This is a genomic window from Streptomyces sp. SKN60, from assembly GCF_026236535.1.
Classification (GTDB): Bacteria; Actinomycetota; Actinomycetes; order Streptomycetales; family Streptomycetaceae; genus Streptomyces.
In genome coordinates this window covers 1-16,279 of record NZ_JAHTMW010000029.1, presented here as the reverse complement: position 1 = coordinate 16,279, position 16,279 = coordinate 1, and the positions used below count along the sequence as shown (strand labels likewise).

Below are 16,279 nucleotides of genomic sequence, written 5' to 3'. Positions count from 1 at the left end.
ACCGCCAGGTTGTTGCCCTCGGTCGCGCCCGAGGTGAAGTAGATCTCGCTGCGCCCCGCCCCGAGGAACCGGGCCACCGTGCCGCGGGCCCGCTCGACCTCGCGGAAGGCCCGGATGCCGGCCGCGTGCGGGCTGGACGGATTGGCGAAGCACTCGGTGGCGGCCGTCAGCATCGCCGCGGCGACCGCCGGGTCCATCGGGGTGGTCGCCTGGTGGTCGAGATAGATCGTTGCCATGTCGCTGTCCCCTCGCGCTGTATGACGGATTGCCGTGTGACGGATGCTCAGAAGTCCTGCGCGGTGTACGGCAGGGCGATCGGATCCGTGCACTCCGCGTCGGCGAAGACCAGCACGATCTCCTCCTCGGGGGTGCCCTGGGTGCGCAGATAGATCTCCGCGCCCTTGGTCACCTTGTCCCGGTCGGCGAGCGAGTTGATGTCGATGACATGGCGGCGGGCGCAGTCGGGAAAGGCGCGAAGGCGCGCGAAGTAGCGGGCGAAGTACTCGGCGACGATCAGCGGGCAGCGCGGCACCACGTGGTCGTCCTTCATGACACCGGCGAGCACCTTGGCGTACGTCCGGGAGCGGAACAGGATCTCGTCGCCCTCGCGGGCGAACGGCGGGTCGAGTTCCGGTGCCCGCAGCGCCGGTTTCATCGCGCGGGCGGCGCGGTTGCGCAGGGTGCGTTCGCGGGTGACGGAGTACGCGACCCCGGCCGCGGCGGCGGCCGCGTCGAGCGGGGCGAGGTCGAGCGCCTCGGGGGCGGGCGAGCCCGGGGCCGGGACCGTGCAGACGTCGGTGGAACAGGACATGCCGAGGTCGTTGACGATGACGTCGTGGACCACCTTGTTGCCGCGGTGCAGCCGGCGGGCCGCGCGGCCGGTCTCCAGGCCCAGGGCGAAGGAGTTCCGTGAGAAGGCGCCGATGCCGGCGGCCGTGTCGAAGTAGCCGCCGGCGATCAGGACGGCCGAGCGGGTGGTGCGGGAGACGGTCTCCAGGAGGGGCGCGACGCGGGCGGCGGCGGCCTCGGTCGCGGCCGTGCTCGTGCTCGTGCTCGTGTGAAGGGTCGTCAGGCTCATGTCTGGTGCACTCCGTTCTCTTTCCGGGAAGGGGATCGATCGGTTGGTGCGGGGGAGGGGGACGCGGGTGGCGTGGGCTCCGCGCCGGCGCCGGCCGCGCCGATGCCGGTGCCGAGCGCGGCGCCGACGACGCACAGCACGGCGGCCCACTGGGCGCCCGAGAGGTGCTCGCCGAGCAGGGCGAGGCCGGCCAGCGCGGCGATGACCGGCTCGACCGTGGAGAGCACGGCGAAGACCCGGGGCGGCAGCCGCCGCAGCGCGGCGAACTCCAGCGAGAACGGGATCACCGTGGTCAGTACGGCCACGGCGAGCGCCGCGCCGAGCACGGCCGGCTCCAGGAGGGCGCCGAGCGGCGGGATGCCGAGCAGCGGGGCGGTGGGCAGCGCGAGCACGGCGGCGACGGTGAGCCCGAGGGCCAGGCCCGCGCCGCCCGGCACGGCCCGCCCGACCCGGGCGCCGAGCAGGATGTAGCCGGTCAGCGCCGCCCCGGTGAGCAGCGCGGCGGCGAGGCCGACCGGGTCGTCCAGACCCCGGGTGCCGCCCAGGACGAGCAGCCCGGCGGCGGCGAGCAGCACCCACAGGCGGTCGAGCGCCCGCCGCGAGGTGAGCGCGGCGAGTAGCAGCGGCCCGCTGTACTCGATGGTGACCACCACGCCGAGCGGGAGCCGGGAGGTCGCCTCGGCAGGAGCAGCCGCCAGTGGCTGCGCAGCAGCCGTACGGCGGGCCGGGAGAACAGACACAGCAGCGCGGCGGAGATCAACAGCCGCAGCAGGGTCGCGGCATGAGGTCCGATGTGGGCGAAAAGTGTCTTGGCGAACGCCGTGCCGCACTGAAGGCTGACCATGCCGGTCAACAGCAGCAGCGGCGCCTGGACGGCGCGCGGGGCGAACCGGCGCATGGCGGCCTCCTCCCGTTCGTCACTCGACTCCCAGCAGACTCTATACCCCCAGGGGGTATATCGTGACGCGGATCCGGCCAAGCCGGGGGTGTCGTGAGTGTGACGTCCGTCAAACCGGGCGTGACGTGGCTTACTTAGCGGTCACATGGCGCCCGCCGCCCGCTAATCTCCGCCGAAGAGCCAGAAGTGAACAGTTGTTGAGGCATCGAGGGGTGGAAGTAGTGGCCAGGAAGCTCGCCGTCATCGGAGCCGGACTCATGGGGTCCGGCATCGCGCAGGTCTCGGCCCAGGCAGGCTGGGACGTCGTGCTGCGCGACGTCACCGACGCCGCGCTGACCCGGGGCACGGACGCCGTCAAGACCTCGTACGAGCGCTTCGTCGCCAAGGGGAAGATGGCGGCCGCCGAGGCCGAGGCCGCGCTCGGGCGGATCACCGCCACCACCGAGCTCGACGCCGTCGCCGACGCCGACATCGTGGTCGAGGCCGTCTTCGAGAAGCTGGAGGTCAAGCACGAGATCTTCCGCTCCCTCGACAAGATCGCCAAGGACGGCGCGGTCCTCGCCTCCAACACCTCCGCCATCCCGATCACCAAGATCGCCGCGGTGACGGAGCGTCCGGAGGCCGTGGTCGGCGTCCACTTCTTCTCGCCGGTCCCGATGATGCAGCTCGTCGAGCTCGTCCGCGGCTACAAGACCAGCGACGAGACCCTCGCCACCGCACGGGAGTTCGCCGAGTCCGTCGGCAAGACCTGCATCGTCGTCAACCGCGACGTGGCCGGCTTCGTCACCACCCGCCTCATCTCGGCGCTCGTCGTCGAGGCCGCCAAGCTCTACGAGTCGGGCGTGGCCACCGCCGAGGACATCGACATCGCCTGCAAGCTGGGCTTCGGTCACGCGATGGGCCCGCTCGCCACCGCCGACCTCACCGGCGTCGACATCCTCGTCAACGCCACGAACAACATCTACACGGAGTCCCAGGACGAGAAGTTCGCGCCGCCGGAGCTGATGCGCCGGATGGTGGACGCGGGTGACATCGGCCGCAAGAGCGGGCAGGGCTTCTACACGTACTGACACCTCGACCGGACACGGGGCGCTCCACCAGGCGCGCCCCAGGGCGCTCCGCACGGCGCGCCCTGCCGCCGGGGTGGCGCACCGATTCCCGCACTGGGGTCCGACCGCCCCGGCGCCATCGCCCCCAGGGGTGAATTTCGATATCGGTTCGCTTACAAGGCGCAACGCTTCTGCCGATGCGGCAGTCAGACAGTCAAGCGTTGCGAAGACGGGCACACGACACGGAGCACTCTCGGGGAGCGCATATGCACATCAGGGGCGACGACGCCGAGCTGGTCGTCGGGGGCCGCCTCGACGTCCGCAGCGCGGCTGACGCCCGAACGGTCCTGCACACGGCGGTCGACGACGGAGTCGGCGACCTCGTGCTCGACCTGACCGGCCTCGACTCCTGGGACGCCACCGGACTCGGCGTCATCATGGGCGCCCACCGGCGGGCCGGCCGCTGCGGCCGCCGGCTCGTGCTCCGCGGAGTGCCGCCGCAGATGCAGCGCCTCCTCGTCGCCACCCGGCTGCACCGCATCCTCGCGATCGAGGGCGGGCTCGCAGCGGAATCGCTTCCTCGCGTCTGATCGCTTCCTCGCGTCTGATCGAACACTCCCTGGCACACAGGTCACGGCCGTGACACGCGGCTGTGAAGCACCTGTGCGAACCACGCGTCACACCCAATCCTCACAAGACCGTGACGTCTTGGTCTCCACCGCCCCCCGGATGTTCACGGGACCCGGACAACCGTCTAGGGTCGGCTCGCCTGCACATCGCCCGCCGCTTGGGAGCTTGGACCATGGACCCGATCAACCGGGGACCCGAGGAATACGGTCACGCCGCCGAGGGCGAGGACGTGCGCCCCGGCCCCGCCGCACCCGCCCCCGTGTCCACCGCCCCCGCCCGCGTGCGCACCGCCCGGCTGGTCTCCGGCGGCCTCCTGCTCACCGTCAACCCGCTCGACGGCAGCGAGATCGAGGTGTGTCCGCCCGCGGATCAGCCGAAGGCACCGCGGCGCAGGACCGCGCCGGAGCGCGCCGAGGCCGCCCGCGCCGCCGCCCCGCCCGTACCGCCGGGCCCCGCGGCGCCCGCCCTGCCGCTGCTCGAACGCGACGAGCAGCGCGACACCCTCGTACAGCACCTCACCCGGGGCCGCTCCGCCCGGCTCACCGGCCCCGCCGGCTCCGGCCGCACCCGGCTCCTCGACGCGGTCGCCGCCGAGTGCGGCAAGGTCGCCCCCGACGGCGTCGTCCGGCTCTCCGGCCACCACCGCACGCCCACCGACCTCCTGTACGAGCTCTTCCACGCCGTCCAGTACGCCCCCGGCTTCCGGCCCGACCGCGAGGAACTCCTCCTGGAGGTCCGCCGCATCGGCGCCATCGTCGTCGTCGACGACCTGGAGTTCGGCGGCGCCGCCCTCGACGAACTGCTCGCCGCCACCCCCGACTGCGCCTTCCTCTTCGGCGCCACCCCGGACACAGCCGCGCCCTCGGCCGAGGCCGGCCTCGAAGAGGTCGCCCTGACCGGACTCGCCCGCGCCGCCGCCGTCGAGCTCCTGGAGCACGCCACCGGCCGCGCCCTCACCGACGACGAGGTCAACTGGGCCGGCGACCTCTGGTTCGAGTCCGAGGGCCTGCCGCTCCGCTTCGTCCAGGCGGGCGCCCTGCTCCGGCAGCGCGACCGGCTGCGCGTCGGCCCCGCCGAGTTCGACGCCTTCGGTGCCCTGGAGGAGGCCTTCGGCAACCCCGGCGGCGGCACCAACGGCAGCACCGCCCAGGCTCCGGCTCCGGCCGCCGGCGTCGACGACCCCGACGTCGAACTGCGCGAGGTGCCGCTGCCGAGCCTCGGCGAGGGCGCCGCCCCCGCCGTGCTGCTCGCCTCCCGGCTCAGCCGCGCCGCCCAGGACACCCTGCGGCTCGCCGTCGCCCTCGGCGGCGAGGTCCCGCACCAGGCCCATCTGCCCGCGCTCGTCGGCGACACCCACGCCGACGCCGCCGTCGGCGAACTCATGGCCTGCGGACTGCTCTCCCCGGTCGGCACCCGCTACCGCCTCGCCGCCGGCGTCCTCACCCAGCTGGTCGCCCAGAACTACGAGCCCGACCCGCTCGGCCGCGCCCACGCCGTCGCCCAGCACTACGCCTGGTGGGCCGGCCACCCCTCGGTCACCCCCGAGCGCGCGACCGCCGAGGCCGACTCGCTGCTCGCCGCCCTTGCCGCGCTGTCCCCGGGCACCGCCCCCGAACACCCGGCCACCGCCGTCCTGCTCGCCCGCGCCGCCGCCCCCGCCTTCGCCGCGGGCCTGCACTGGAGCGCCTGGGAGCGGGCCCTGCGCGGCGGCCAGGGCGCCGCCCGCCAGGCCGGCGAGGTCGCCGAAGAGGCCTGGTTCCACCACGAGTTGGGCGTCCTCGCGCTCTGCCGCGGCAGTCTCCAGCGGGCCCGCGCCGAGCTGGAGGCCTCCATCGGCATGCGCGGCGCCCTCGCCGACAAGCGCGGCACCGTCGCCGGCCGCCGCGCCCTCGCCCTGGTCGCCGACCTCACCGGCCAGGCCGCCCCGGTGGACGCCGAGCCCGAGCCGGCCTCGTTCGCGAAGACCACGCCCCTGCCGAAGACCGGACCCTCGATCGGACCGTCGATCGGACAGCCGACCGGACAGCAGGGCGGCCGGCCGGCCGGTCAGCCGGGCGGGAAGTCCGCCGGGCCGACCGCCCGCACCGCGCCGCTGCCGCGCCGCGAGGGCCCCGCCTCGCCGCCGCGCGGCATACCCGCGGCCGCCCCGCTGCCCGTGAAGCCCGCCTTCCCGGACCTCGCCTCGCCGGCCCCGGCGCGCCCCATGGCCGGCTCCTCGGCCTCCCTGGACGCCTTCGCGTCGTTCACCGACGAGCCCGCGACCGTCGTCGTCGGCCCGCCCGACGACCGCGAGCCCGCCAAGGGCGGCGGCCTGCGCAAGGGCCTCCTCACCGGGGCCCGCCGCAATCTCGCCGCCGTCGGCGCGGGCGCCGTACTCGTCGCCGTCCTCGGCACCGTGGTCACCCTCGGCCTCACCTCCGGCGACGCCGACGACCCGGGCACCGGCACGGTCACCTCCGACAGCACCGCGACCCAGGACGCCGGCCTCGACGACGGCGGCGGCGACGACGCCGAGCCCACCGAGGACGCGACAACGAGCCCCGCCGACCCGGCGTCCCCGACCGCGACCGGCACCCCGAGCCCGGGCGCGACCGGCACCGCCGGCACCTCGCCGACGCCGACCGGCTCGCCGACGGCGACGGGCAGCCCGACGCCGAGCAGGACAGCGACGACGAAGCCGCCGAAGCCGACGACCTCGCCGACGAAGACGACGCAGCCCACGACGCCGCCGCCGACGGCCACGACGACTCCGCCGCCCACGACCACGCCGCCGCCCACGCCGACGACGACGGCTCCCACCGGCACCGCCGAGGGCCCCAGCAACTCCGCCTCCACGAACTCGACCGCCCCCACCCTCTGACGGAATACGCCGAAGGCCCGGGCGCGATCACTCGCACCCGGGCCCTCACCCGTACAACAGGAAGCGCGTCAGAACAGGCGCAGCTTGTCGTCCTCGATGCCCCGCAGCGCGTCGTAGTCGAGCACCACGCAGTCGATGCCGCGGTCGTTCGCGAGCACCCGGGCCTGCGGCTTGATCTCCTGCGCCGCGAAGATGCCCTTCACCGGCGCCAGGTGCGGGTCGCGGTTCAGCAGCTCCAGATAGCGGGTCAGCTGCTCCACGCCGTCGATCTCGCCGCGCCGCTTGAGCTCCACCGCGACCGTGCCGCCGTCGGAGTCCCGGCACAGGATGTCCACCGGGCCGATCGCCGTCGGGTACTCGCGGCGGATCAGGGTCCAGCCCTCGCCCAGGGTCTCGATGCGGTCGGCGAGCAGCTCCTGGAGGTGCGCCTCCACGCCGTCCTTGATCAGACCCGGGTCGACGCCCAGCTCGTGCGAGGAGTCGTGGAGGATCTCCTCCATCGTGATGATCAGTTTCTCGCCCGCTTTGTTGATCACGGTCCAGATGCCCTCCTCGCCGTTGACGCCCTCCTTGAGGGTGCACGGCGGGGACATCCAGTTGAGCGGTTTGTACGCCCGGTCGTCCGCGTGGATCGAGACGCTGCCGTCTGCCTTGACGAGGATCAGACGGGGAGCGGAGGGCAGGTGGGCCGTGAGCCGGCCCGCGTAGTCCACGGAACAGCGGGCAATGACGAGACGCATGGTCCGCAACGCTACAAGACGGACGAGCCTCCACGCGATTCGGGCGCCGGGCGGGCGCCGGTGTCCGCCCGGCGCCCGCGGCGCGTGCGCCCAACCACCGTCACTTATTGGCCGGTTGTGCGCCCATTCTCCTGGTGCGGGCAGGACCCGGCGCTTACCGTGGAGGACAGGAGGTCGTCGTCCGTGCACGCTGCGTGCGCGACGACTGCCACCCGTCCCTGCCCGCAAGACCCCGCCCGCCGGGGTCGCGAGAGGAGAACCCATGTCGCTCGACGTCTCACCGGACCTGTTGGAACAGGCCGAGCGAGGCGAGGTCGACGAAGCCGCCTTCGTCGACTGCGTCCGGACCTCCCTGCCCTTCGCATGGGAGATGATCAGTTCTCTGGTGGCCCAGCTGAAGGTCGACGGCGGAGACTTCGCCGACAACCAGACGCCGCCGCCGGACGAGCAGGCACGTGGTCAGCTGCTGCGCGCTCTCGCGAGCGATGCCATCCGTGGTGCGCTGCAGCGGCACTTCGGGGTACGCCTCGCTTTCCAGAACTGCCACCGGGTGGCGGTCTTCCCGCTGGACCCGTCGGTCGACGAGCGGCTCGCCCGCTTCACGTCCGTACGGGCGCAGCTTCTCAACCAGTCGCCGGAACTGCGCGACTGCTGACAGGCCTGGTGCCGCCGCTCCGCGTCGCGGGAGAGCTTCACTGATCGCGGACGCGGCGGCACGGTCGTCACTTCGCCGGTCGTCACTTCGCCGGCCGTCACTTCGCCGTCACCCCCGGAGAGTCCCCTCACCACCCATGTCAGACGAGCAGCGGAAGCACCTCGGAGCCCAGGCGCCGCAGGTTCTCCTCCGTGCCGGCCAGATCGCCGGAACCCTCCGCGAGCAGCGCGAAGCGGGTGATGCCCGTGCGCTCCGCGGTCGCCGCGAGCCGGTCCGCCGCGAGCCGGGGGCTGCCCACCGGGTGAAGCCCGCACAGCAGCTCGGTGTACGCCACGGGGTCCCGCATCGATCGAAACCTGCCGTCCACCGTGACATGAGCGTCGAGACCCTGTTTCAGCCAGCCCGGCATCGCCTTCACCAAGGCCTCCGAGGCCTCCGCCGTACGGTCCGCCAGCTGGACCACGCCCGCCGAGACATGGCCGGCGCCGATCTCCGCGATCTCGTCCGGGGTGCGTCCGGCCTCCCGCGCGGCCCGCTCCCAGCAGGCCACCATCTCGGCCTTCTCCTCGTCGCCGCAGTGCATGCCGAGCAGCATCGGAAGGCCGCGCTCGGCCGCGAGCCGCACGCTGTTCCGCGAGGTGCAGGCGACCACCACCTCGGGGGCGGCCGGTCCGCCGATCAGCTCGCCGGGGCGCGGCACGACCGCCACCTCGCGGAAGGAGAACCGCTCGCCCCGGGCGCCCACGCTCGGCTCGGTCAGCCAGCGCAGCAGCAGGTCGAGGGAGTCGGGGAACCCGTGTTCGTACGCGGGCAGTCCCGCGCCGAACACCTCCAGGTCGATCCACGGGCCGCCGCGTCCCACCCCGAGGGTGAACCTGCCCCCGGAGGTCACGTGCAGCATCGCGGCCTGCTCGCCCAGGGCCACCGGGTGGACGGTCGGCAGCACGCTGACCGCCGTGCCCACCCGGAGCCGGCGGGTCCGGCCGAGCAGCAGGGCGGCCAGGGTGATCGCCGAGGGACACACCCCGTACGGCACGAAGTGGTGCTCGGCCAGCCAGACCGAGTCCAGGCCCGCCTCCTCGGCGACCTCCGCCGTCCGCACCGCCCGGTGCAGTGCCTCACCCTGGCCCTGCCCCGGAAACTGGGCGGCCAGCACGAACGTACCCACGCGCATCGCTTCTGCCTCCTCGCGGCCCGGCGCGGTCTCCCTCGCGGACTTCGCCCACGCGGACTTCGCCCACGCGTCCCCTCGTACTGGCAACAACGTCTGACACGTGCCAAAGGCAACGGCCCCGCGGGAAGTTCTTGCGATTTTCCGTTGATCCGCCCCCGGCCCCGTGCCGGGACACCCCGTCGCGGCCCGTACGCTGGACGGAACCGTCCGTGTCCCCGAGCCCGAGCGAGGTGCCGAAGTGTCCCCGCGGAACAACCGCCCCCGAGGCGGCGCGAAGCCCGACCGGCAGAGCGAGCAGGGCGACCGGTACGGCGGTGTGCAGAGCACCGAGACCTGGCAGGGCGAGGAGTGGTGCGTCCGCCACGTCGCCGGCGCCAGCGCGCCGGGCAAGCGCTACCGCTGCCCCGGCTGCGACCAGGAGATCCCCCCGGGCGCCCCGCACCTGGTGGCCTGGCCCGAGTACGGCGGCGTCGACGACCGCCGGCACTGGCACAAGGCCTGCTGGAACGCGAAGGACCGCCGCACCACCCGGGTGCAGCGGTCCCGCAACGCGCCGCGCTACTGAGCTCTCGATCCTGAGTGGCGGTCACACGTCCCGGCTGTTGAGCAGCGCGAACGCGCCGCCGAGCACGGCCGCCGTGAGGCCGAACAGGATGAGCACCGGCTCCCAGCCGGCCGGACCCTTCCCCTCGAACGGCGCGGTCTCGCTGTAGAGCGCGATCATCTGCGAGGGCAGCGCGTACGTGAGCAGCGCCGCCTGCAGCGAGCGCAGCGCCTCCGAGAACATGAACATGGCCGCCACCAGCGGGAGCAGCAGCACACCGATCATCACGGTGATGGCGCCCGCCGAGTGCCGCACGATCGCGCCGATGCCCATCCCGAGCAGACCGAGCAGCGACAGGAAGAGCCCCACGCCGACGGTGGCCCGCAGCCACTCGCCGGCGGACGGCGTGGCCGCGTCGACCATCGACACCTGGGCCGCGCCGACCACGCCGGCGAGCACCGTGACGAGCGTGAAGACCAGGACGAAGAAGATGATCGCCTTCGCCGCGAGCACCCGGCCGCGGCTCGGGCAGGCGGTCAGCGTGGTCCGGATCATGCCGGTGCCGTACTCGGAGCTGATGGTCAGCACGCCGAGGGTGATCACACAGATCGAGGCCGGCAGGACGCCGAAGAAGCCGAGCCCGAGCGCGGGCTCCTCCGAGTACTCGGACATCGAGGCGGCGGCGACCGCGCCGACCGCGAGCCCGATGCCGAGCATCAGCAGCGCCATGACCCCCAGCGTCCACATCGTGGAGCGCACCGAGCGGATCTTGGTCCACTCCGAGGCGAGCGCGTCGCCGAGGTGCGCCCGGCGGACCGGGATGGGGGAGGTGTACGCGTACGGGGCGGGCGCCGGCCCGTTCATCGGCTGCGTCGGGCTGCTCATCGGGCGTCCTCGGGGTTCTGGCCCGGCTGCTGCGGGTCCTGCGGGGCGGTGGCGTACGGGTTCTGTCCGGGCGGCGGCGGGGCGTACCAGCCCTGCTGCGGCACCTCGGGGATCACGTACTGCGCCTGCGGGTCCTGCGGCAGCTGGTGCGGCGGCACCGGCGCCTGGAGGTGCGCGAGCCGGTCGTCGGTGGAGCGGTAGTCCACGGCGCCCTGCGTCATCCGCATGTACGCCTCCTCCAGCGAGGCCTGGTGCGGGGAGAGCTCCCACAGCCGGACGTCCGCCCCGTGCGCCAGGTCGCTGATCCGGGGCAGCGGGAGGCCGGTCACCCGCAGCGCGCCGTCCGGCTCCGAGAGCACCCGGCCGCCGGCCTCGGTGAGCACCGCGGTCAGCTTCTCGCGCTGCTGCGGCTCGGTCTGCGGGGTGCGCACCCGGGCGAAGTCGGCCGAGTTCGCCGAGATGAAGTCCTTGACGCTCATGTCCGCGAGCAGCTGGCCGCGGCCGATCACGATCAGATGATCGGCGGTGAGCGCCATCTCGCTCATGAGGTGGCTGGAGACGAAGACGGTGCGGCCCTCGGCGGCCAGCTTCTTCATCAGGTTGCGCACCCAGAGGATGCCCTCGGGGTCCAGACCGTTGACCGGCTCGTCGAAGAGCAGCACCTGCGGGTCGCCGAGCAGGGCCGCCGCGATGCCGAGCCGCTGCCCCATGCCGAGCGAGAAGCCCTTGGAGCGGCGCCGGGCGACGTCCTGCAGGCCGACCACGCCGAGCACCTCGTCGACCCGCTGGGCCGGGATGCCGGCCAGCTGGGCGAGCGACAGGAGGTGGTTGCGGGCGCTGCGGCCGCCGTGCACGGCCTTCGCGTCGAGCAGCGCGCCGACCTGCCGGGGCGCGTTCGGCAGCTGCCGGAAGGGGTGCCCGCCGATCGTCACATGGCCGGAGGTCGGCATGTCCAGGCCGAGGATCATGCGCATGGTCGTCGACTTGCCCGAGCCGTTGGGGCCCAGGAAGCCCGTGACATGGCCGGGTCTCACCTGGAAGGAAAGGTTGTACACGGCCGTCTTCGCGCCGTAGCGCTTGGTCAGGCCGACTGCCTCGATCATTCTCCAGCCCCATCGACAGGTCAGGTCGTGTCCTCGTCGGGGCGTCGTGGCCGGTGGCCGTGGCCCCCCGTATGAGCGAAGAGCTTATCCAGCCGTTTACGGTTCCGACGAAGCGGAATCGAGACCTGGGGGAAGAACCAGGGACGCGTCAGGGTCGGATCGGGTCCGGATCGGGTCCGGATCGGGTCCGGTTCAGGGAGGACTCCGGGTCCCGTCAGGCGTCCCGCTTCTTCAGCACCAGATAGCCGCCGAGCAGCGCCGCCACCACCCACAGCACCATGATCCCGAGCCCGCCCCACGGCCCGTACGGCGCCTTCTCCGAGCCCATCGCGTCCGGCACCACCTGCATGATCTTGGAGCCGGCCTGGTCCGGGAAGTAGCGGGCGACCTCCTTCGCCTTCGGCACCGCTGACAGGATCTGCGAGATCAGGAAGAAGAACGGCACCAGGATGCCGAGCGACAGCATCGAGGAGCGCAGCATCGTCGCCACGCCCATCGAGAACAGCGCGATCAGGGCCATGTAGAGCCCGGCGCCGACCACCGCCCGCAGCACGTTGTCCGCGCCGATCGTGGTGCGGTGGTCGCCGAGCAGCGCCTGCCCGAGGAAGAAGGACAGGAAGCTGGTCACCAGACCGACGACCAGCGCGAGCACGCCGGCCACCGCGATCTTCGAGAAGAGGAAGGCGGCCCGCTGCGGGACGGCGGCGAGCGAGGTGCGGATCATGCCCGAGGAGTACTCGGTGCCGACGACGAGCACACCGAAGACCACCATCGCCAGCTGGCCGAGCACCATCCCGGAGAAGCTCACGAAGGTCGGGTCGAAGGTGGCCTGCTCCAGCTCGGACAGGTCGTCGAAGGTCGACTTGAGCAGCGCGGACAGCGCCGCGCTCATCGCCACCGTCACGACGAGCGCGCTGGCCAGCGTCCACACCGTCGACGAGACCGTCCGGATCTTGGTCCACTCCGACTGCAGGACCGCGGATACCGCTGCCATCGATCAGGCTCCCTCGAAGCTCTCGCCCCAGCGGGGCCCTGCCGGGTCCCCGGCGTCGCCGCCGGCGTGGATGTCCGTGCCGTGCGCGTGGTACTCCACCGCGGCCGCCGTCATCTGCATGAACGCCTCTTCCAGCGAGGCCCGCTGGGAGCTCAGCTCGTGCAGCACGATCTGCTGCGAGGCCGCCAGCTCGCCCAGCTTCTCCGTGGTCGCGCCGTCCACCTCCAGGACCCCGCCGCCCGCCTCGACGGCGACGAAACCGTTGGCGTGCAGCACGTCCCGCAGCCGCTCCTGCTGCGGCGAGCGCAGCCGTACGTAACTCCGGGAATTCTGCTGGATGAAATCGGCCATCGACGTGTCGGCGAGCAGCTTTCCCTGCCCGATCACGATCAGATGATCGGCCGTCAGCGCCATTTCACTCATCAGATGACTGGAAACGAAGATCGTCCGGCCCTCGGCGGCGAGCGCCTTCATCAGATTGCGGATCCAGTGAATTCCCTCGGGGTCCAGACCATTGACGGGTTCGTCGAACATCAGGATCTCGGGATCGCCCAGCAACGCGGAGGCGATTCCGAGCCGCTGTCCCATACCGAGCGAGAAGCCCTTCGACTTCTTCCGCGCCACCGCCGTCAGACCGACCAGATCGAGCACCTCGGAGACCCGCTGGGCCGGAATCCTGTTCGACTGGGCCAGACACAGCAGGTTGTTGTACGCGGAGCGGCCGCCGTGCATCGCCTTGGCGTCGAGCAGCGCCCCGATGTACTTCAGCGGCTCCTGCAGCTCCCGGTAGTGCTTGCCGTCGATCCGGACCGTCCCGCTCGTCGGGTTGTCCAGATCGAGCATCATCCGCATCGTCGTCGACTTGCCCGCCCCGTTCGGCCCCAGGAAGCCGGTGATCACCCCGGGGCGCACGGTGAAGGTGAGGTGGTCGACCGCCGTCTTCGACCCGAACCGCTTGGTGAGACCCTCCAGCTCGATCATGCGTACCAACCTAAGGGCACGCAAAACCCCCCGCCACCGGAATGACAGGGGGTCTCTTACGAAGGTGTGACGGGCTCAGCGGGTCTGCTGGGCCGGGACGCCCGCGGTGCGCTCGTCGTCGATCGGGGAGCCGGCCGCCGCCACCGCGGCACCGGTCAGCGTGGCCAGCATCTCGCGGACGTTGGTCAGCTGCGCGTTGATCGAGTCGCGGCGGTTCGTCAGCGCCGCCAGCTCGCGCTCCGATTCCGAACGGATCCGGTCGGCCTTGGCGTTCGCGTCGGCCACGATGTCCTCGGCCTGGCGCTGCGCGGTCTCCACCGTCTGGCGGGCCCGGCGCTCGGCGTCCGTACGCAGCTTCTCCGCCTCCAGGCGCAGCTGCTCGGCGCGGTGCTCGATCTCCGCGAGACGCTTCTCGGCCTTGGCCTGACGGGAGGCCAGGTCGCGCTCCGACTGCTCGCGGCGCTTGGCGAGGTTGGTCTCGAAGTCCGCGGCGGCCTGGGCGGCCTTGGCGCGGGTCTCCTCGAAGAGCGCGTCCGCCTCCTCGCGCTTCGACTGCGCGTCCTTCTGCGCCTCGGCGCGCAGCGAGTTGGCCTCGCCCTGGGCCTTCTCGACGATCCGGACGCCCTCGTCCTCGGCCTTGGCCTTGCGCTCGGCGGCGAACGACTCGGCGTCGTTGCGCACCTGCTGGGCGGCCGACTCGGCGAGCTCACGGTGCTGCTCGGCGGCGCGACGGGCCTCCTCGCGCAGGTCCTTGGCCTCCTCCTCGGCGAGCCGGAGGATCTTCTCGACGCGCGCTCCGAGACCGGCGTACGACGGCTCCGCGTCGGTGACCTGAGCCTGGGCGTTCTGCGTCTCGAGGTGCAGCTCCTCGATGCGCTTTTCCAGAGAGGTGATTCGGGCCAGAGCACTGTCACGGTCGGCGACGAGCTTGGTAATGCGGTCGTCCACCTGACCGCGGTCGTAACCACGCCGCACGAGCTCGAAGCCGAAGGGGGAGGAAGTGTCGCTCATGGGGTTCCTGTCGAATGAGACCGGTGAGGTGTTAGGGGGAATCCTAGGGGTCGAAGCGGCGTGTCATCGAGCGTATGCCCGTTTGATCTGGAGAATGTCCAGCCTTTTGAGTGGCTAGCTACCGGAGGACTTGCCCCCCGAACGAGTGGACCCCGTCGAAGCTCCGGCCTTGACCCCGTCCCGGCCCTCGGACTTCCCGCCCGCCGACGGGGTCTCGAAAGACTCCAACGCTTCCAGCACGTCCTGGACACGGGAGATCTCGGCATTGATGTTCTCGCGCCTGCGCACCAGGACATCCAGCTCGCGCTTGCCCTCCGTGACGGTCTGCTCGGCCTCCCGCTCGGCCTCGGCCTTGATCCGCTCCGCCTCCGCGACCAGCGAGGCCTTCTTCTGCTCGGCCTCCTTCAGCAGCGCCTCGGCCTTCTTCACCGCGGCGATCCGGACCTTGCTCGCCTCCGAAGTCGCCTCCGAGACCAGCTCCTTGGCCTTCTCGTCGGCCTGGGCGCGCTGCTCCTCGGCGGCCTTCACCAGCTTGTCGACCCGCTCGCCGGCCGTCTTCATCTGCTCGGCCGTCTCGCGCCGCGCCCGCTCGTGCAGCTCCTCGATCTCGCCCTCGATCCGGCCGCGCAGCTCCTCCGCCCGCTCCCTTATGGCGGTCGCGTCCGAGCGCGCACCGACCAGGAGTTCGTCGGCGTCCGTACGGGCCTTCTCCACCAGCGAGTTGCCCTCGATGGTCGCCTCGGCGACGATCCGCTCGGCCTCCTTGCGGGCCGCGCCGACCATCGTGTCCGCCTGCTCCTCGGCCTCGGTGGTGGCGCGCAGCGCCTCCTCCTGGGCCTTGGCGATGAGCTGGTCGGCCTGCTCGGCGGCGTCCGCGCGCTTCTTCGCGCCCGCCTCCCGGGCCTCGTCGAGCGTCCGGTCGGCCTCCGCGCGCGCGTCGGCCCGCATCTCCTCGGCCGCGGCCTCGGCGTCCGCCCGCACCCGTACCGCCTCCGCGGCGATCCGGTCGGCCTCCGCCGTCGCCTCGCCGACCAGGGTGTCGGCCTGTTCGGCGGCGTCCGCCCGGCGCTTGTCGGCGGCCTCGCGGGCCTCGTCGAGGACGCGCGCCGCCTCCTCGCCGATCCGCTCGGCCTCCGCCGTCGCCTCGCCGATCAGGGTGTCGGCCTGCTCGGCGGCGTCCGCCCGGCGCTTGTCCGCGGCCTTGCGGGCCTCGTCCAGGATCCGGTCGGCGTCCGCGAGCGCGGCACTGCGCAGCGCCTGCGCGTGCGCCTCGCCGTCCACCTTGACCTGCTCGGACTCGGTACGGATCCGCTGCGCGTCCTGCTCCGCCGACTCGAGCAGCTCCGCCGCCTCGGCGGTGATCCGCTCGGCCTCCGCCGTCGCCTCGCCCACCAGGGTGTCGGCCTGTTCGGCGGCGTCGGCGCGGCGCTTGTCGGCGGCCTGGCGGGCCTCGTCGAGGACCTGTTCGCCGTCGGCGCGGGCGGCCGCCCGCAGGGCCTCGGCCTCGGCCTCGCCGTCCGCCTTGACCTGCTCGGCCTCCACCTTGAGCCGCTCGGCGTCGGCGGTCAGCCGCTCCGCCTCGGCGGTCGCCTCGCGCACGAGGGTGTCGGCCTGTTCGGCGGCGTCGGCGCGGCGCTTGTCGGCGGCCTGGCGGGCCTCGTCGAGGACCTGTTCGCC

Annotated in this window: 14 protein-coding genes and 2 pseudogenes; 5 read left to right on the top strand and 11 right to left on the bottom strand. The window is 72.6% G+C overall.

Annotated elements, in window-relative coordinates:
- Nucleotides 1-5: 5 nt before the first annotated feature.
- The 3 genes and pseudogenes from KV205_RS36630 to KV205_RS32770 form a co-directional block, all read right to left on the bottom strand.
- Nucleotides 6-236 (bottom strand): annotated as a pseudogene (locus tag KV205_RS36630) (aminotransferase class V-fold PLP-dependent enzyme); the annotation flags it as partial.
- Between the two features lie 47 nt (nucleotides 237-283).
- Nucleotides 284-1,078, bottom strand: coding sequence for a hypothetical protein (locus KV205_RS32775; RefSeq protein ID WP_265868499.1), 795 nt, complete (start codon nucleotides 1,076-1,078; stop codon nucleotides 284-286).
- The gene (locus KV205_RS32770) at nucleotides 1,075-1,818 is read right to left on the bottom strand and encodes a DMT family transporter (RefSeq protein ID WP_265868498.1); all 744 of its coding nucleotides are present in this window, start codon (nucleotides 1,816-1,818) and stop codon (nucleotides 1,075-1,077) included. The genes KV205_RS32775 and KV205_RS32770 overlap by 4 nt, the downstream gene beginning before the upstream one ends.
- 379 nt (nucleotides 1,819-2,197) lie before the next feature.
- On the opposite strand from KV205_RS32770, the gene KV205_RS32765 reads away from it, so the two are divergent.
- The 3 genes from KV205_RS32765 to KV205_RS32755 all read left to right on the top strand — a co-directional run bounded on the left by KV205_RS32765 (nucleotide 2,198) and on the right by KV205_RS32755 (nucleotide 6,515).
- Nucleotides 2,198-3,046: a 3-hydroxyacyl-CoA dehydrogenase family protein gene (locus tag KV205_RS32765; RefSeq protein ID WP_265868497.1), complete on the top strand. Its 849-nt coding sequence runs from the start codon at nucleotides 2,198-2,200 to the stop codon at nucleotides 3,044-3,046.
- A gap of 245 nt (nucleotides 3,047-3,291) precedes the next feature.
- Nucleotides 3,292-3,615: an STAS domain-containing protein gene (locus KV205_RS32760; RefSeq protein ID WP_265868495.1), complete on the top strand. Its 324-nt coding sequence runs from the start codon at nucleotides 3,292-3,294 to the stop codon at nucleotides 3,613-3,615.
- 212 nt (nucleotides 3,616-3,827) lie between these two features.
- Entirely contained in the window at nucleotides 3,828-6,515 is a 2,688-nt protein-coding gene (locus KV205_RS32755; protein WP_265868493.1) for an ATP-binding protein, read from the top strand.
- Between the two features lie 68 nt (nucleotides 6,516-6,583).
- Here the strand turns inward: KV205_RS32755 and nucS are convergent, their stop codons facing one another.
- On the bottom strand, nucleotides 6,584-7,255 hold the full coding sequence (gene nucS / locus KV205_RS32750) for an endonuclease NucS (protein WP_265868492.1): 672 nt from the start codon (nucleotides 7,253-7,255) through the stop codon (nucleotides 6,584-6,586).
- Nucleotides 7,256-7,517: 262 nt separating this feature from the next.
- On the opposite strand from nucS, the gene KV205_RS32745 reads away from it, so the two are divergent.
- Nucleotides 7,518-7,910: an SCO5389 family protein gene (locus tag KV205_RS32745; protein ID WP_265868491.1), complete on the top strand. Its 393-nt coding sequence runs from the start codon at nucleotides 7,518-7,520 to the stop codon at nucleotides 7,908-7,910.
- Between the two features lie 139 nt (nucleotides 7,911-8,049).
- On the opposite strand, the gene KV205_RS32740 is transcribed toward KV205_RS32745, so the two are convergent.
- A complete protein-coding gene (locus KV205_RS32740; RefSeq protein WP_265868490.1) occupies nucleotides 8,050-9,084 on the bottom strand; it encodes an LLM class flavin-dependent oxidoreductase in 1,035 nt (344 codons plus the stop codon).
- A 238-nt stretch (nucleotides 9,085-9,322) separates the two neighbouring features.
- Here KV205_RS32740 and KV205_RS32735 point away from each other — a divergent pair, with 238 nt between their 5' ends.
- Entirely contained in the window at nucleotides 9,323-9,649 is a 327-nt protein-coding gene (locus KV205_RS32735) for an ATP/GTP-binding protein (RefSeq protein ID WP_265868489.1), read from the top strand.
- A gap of 21 nt (nucleotides 9,650-9,670) precedes the next feature.
- Here KV205_RS32735 and KV205_RS32730 read toward each other — a convergent pair whose 3' ends face one another.
- From KV205_RS32730 to KV205_RS32705, 6 genes and pseudogenes are all read right to left on the bottom strand, one after another.
- Nucleotides 9,671-10,513: an ABC transporter permease gene (locus tag KV205_RS32730; RefSeq protein ID WP_265868488.1), complete on the bottom strand. Its 843-nt coding sequence runs from the start codon at nucleotides 10,511-10,513 to the stop codon at nucleotides 9,671-9,673.
- The gene (locus tag KV205_RS32725; protein ID WP_265868486.1) at nucleotides 10,510-11,616 is read right to left on the bottom strand and encodes an ATP-binding cassette domain-containing protein; all 1,107 of its coding nucleotides are present in this window, start codon (nucleotides 11,614-11,616) and stop codon (nucleotides 10,510-10,512) included. Before KV205_RS32725 ends, KV205_RS32730 begins: the two co-directional genes overlap by 4 nt.
- A 214-nt stretch (nucleotides 11,617-11,830) precedes the next feature.
- Nucleotides 11,831-12,610, bottom strand: a complete 780-nt coding sequence (locus KV205_RS32720; RefSeq protein ID WP_265868485.1) for an ABC transporter permease — start codon at nucleotides 12,608-12,610, stop codon at nucleotides 11,831-11,833.
- Nucleotides 12,611-12,613: 3 nt separating this feature from the next.
- Entirely contained in the window at nucleotides 12,614-13,591 is a 978-nt protein-coding gene (locus KV205_RS32715) for an ABC transporter ATP-binding protein (RefSeq protein WP_265868484.1), read from the bottom strand.
- 75 nt (nucleotides 13,592-13,666) lie between these two features.
- The gene (locus tag KV205_RS32710; RefSeq protein WP_128984664.1) at nucleotides 13,667-14,602 is read right to left on the bottom strand and encodes a cellulose-binding protein; all 936 of its coding nucleotides are present in this window, start codon (nucleotides 14,600-14,602) and stop codon (nucleotides 13,667-13,669) included.
- Between the two features lie 114 nt (nucleotides 14,603-14,716).
- Nucleotides 14,717-16,279, bottom strand: a pseudogene (locus KV205_RS32705) (hypothetical protein); the annotation flags it as partial.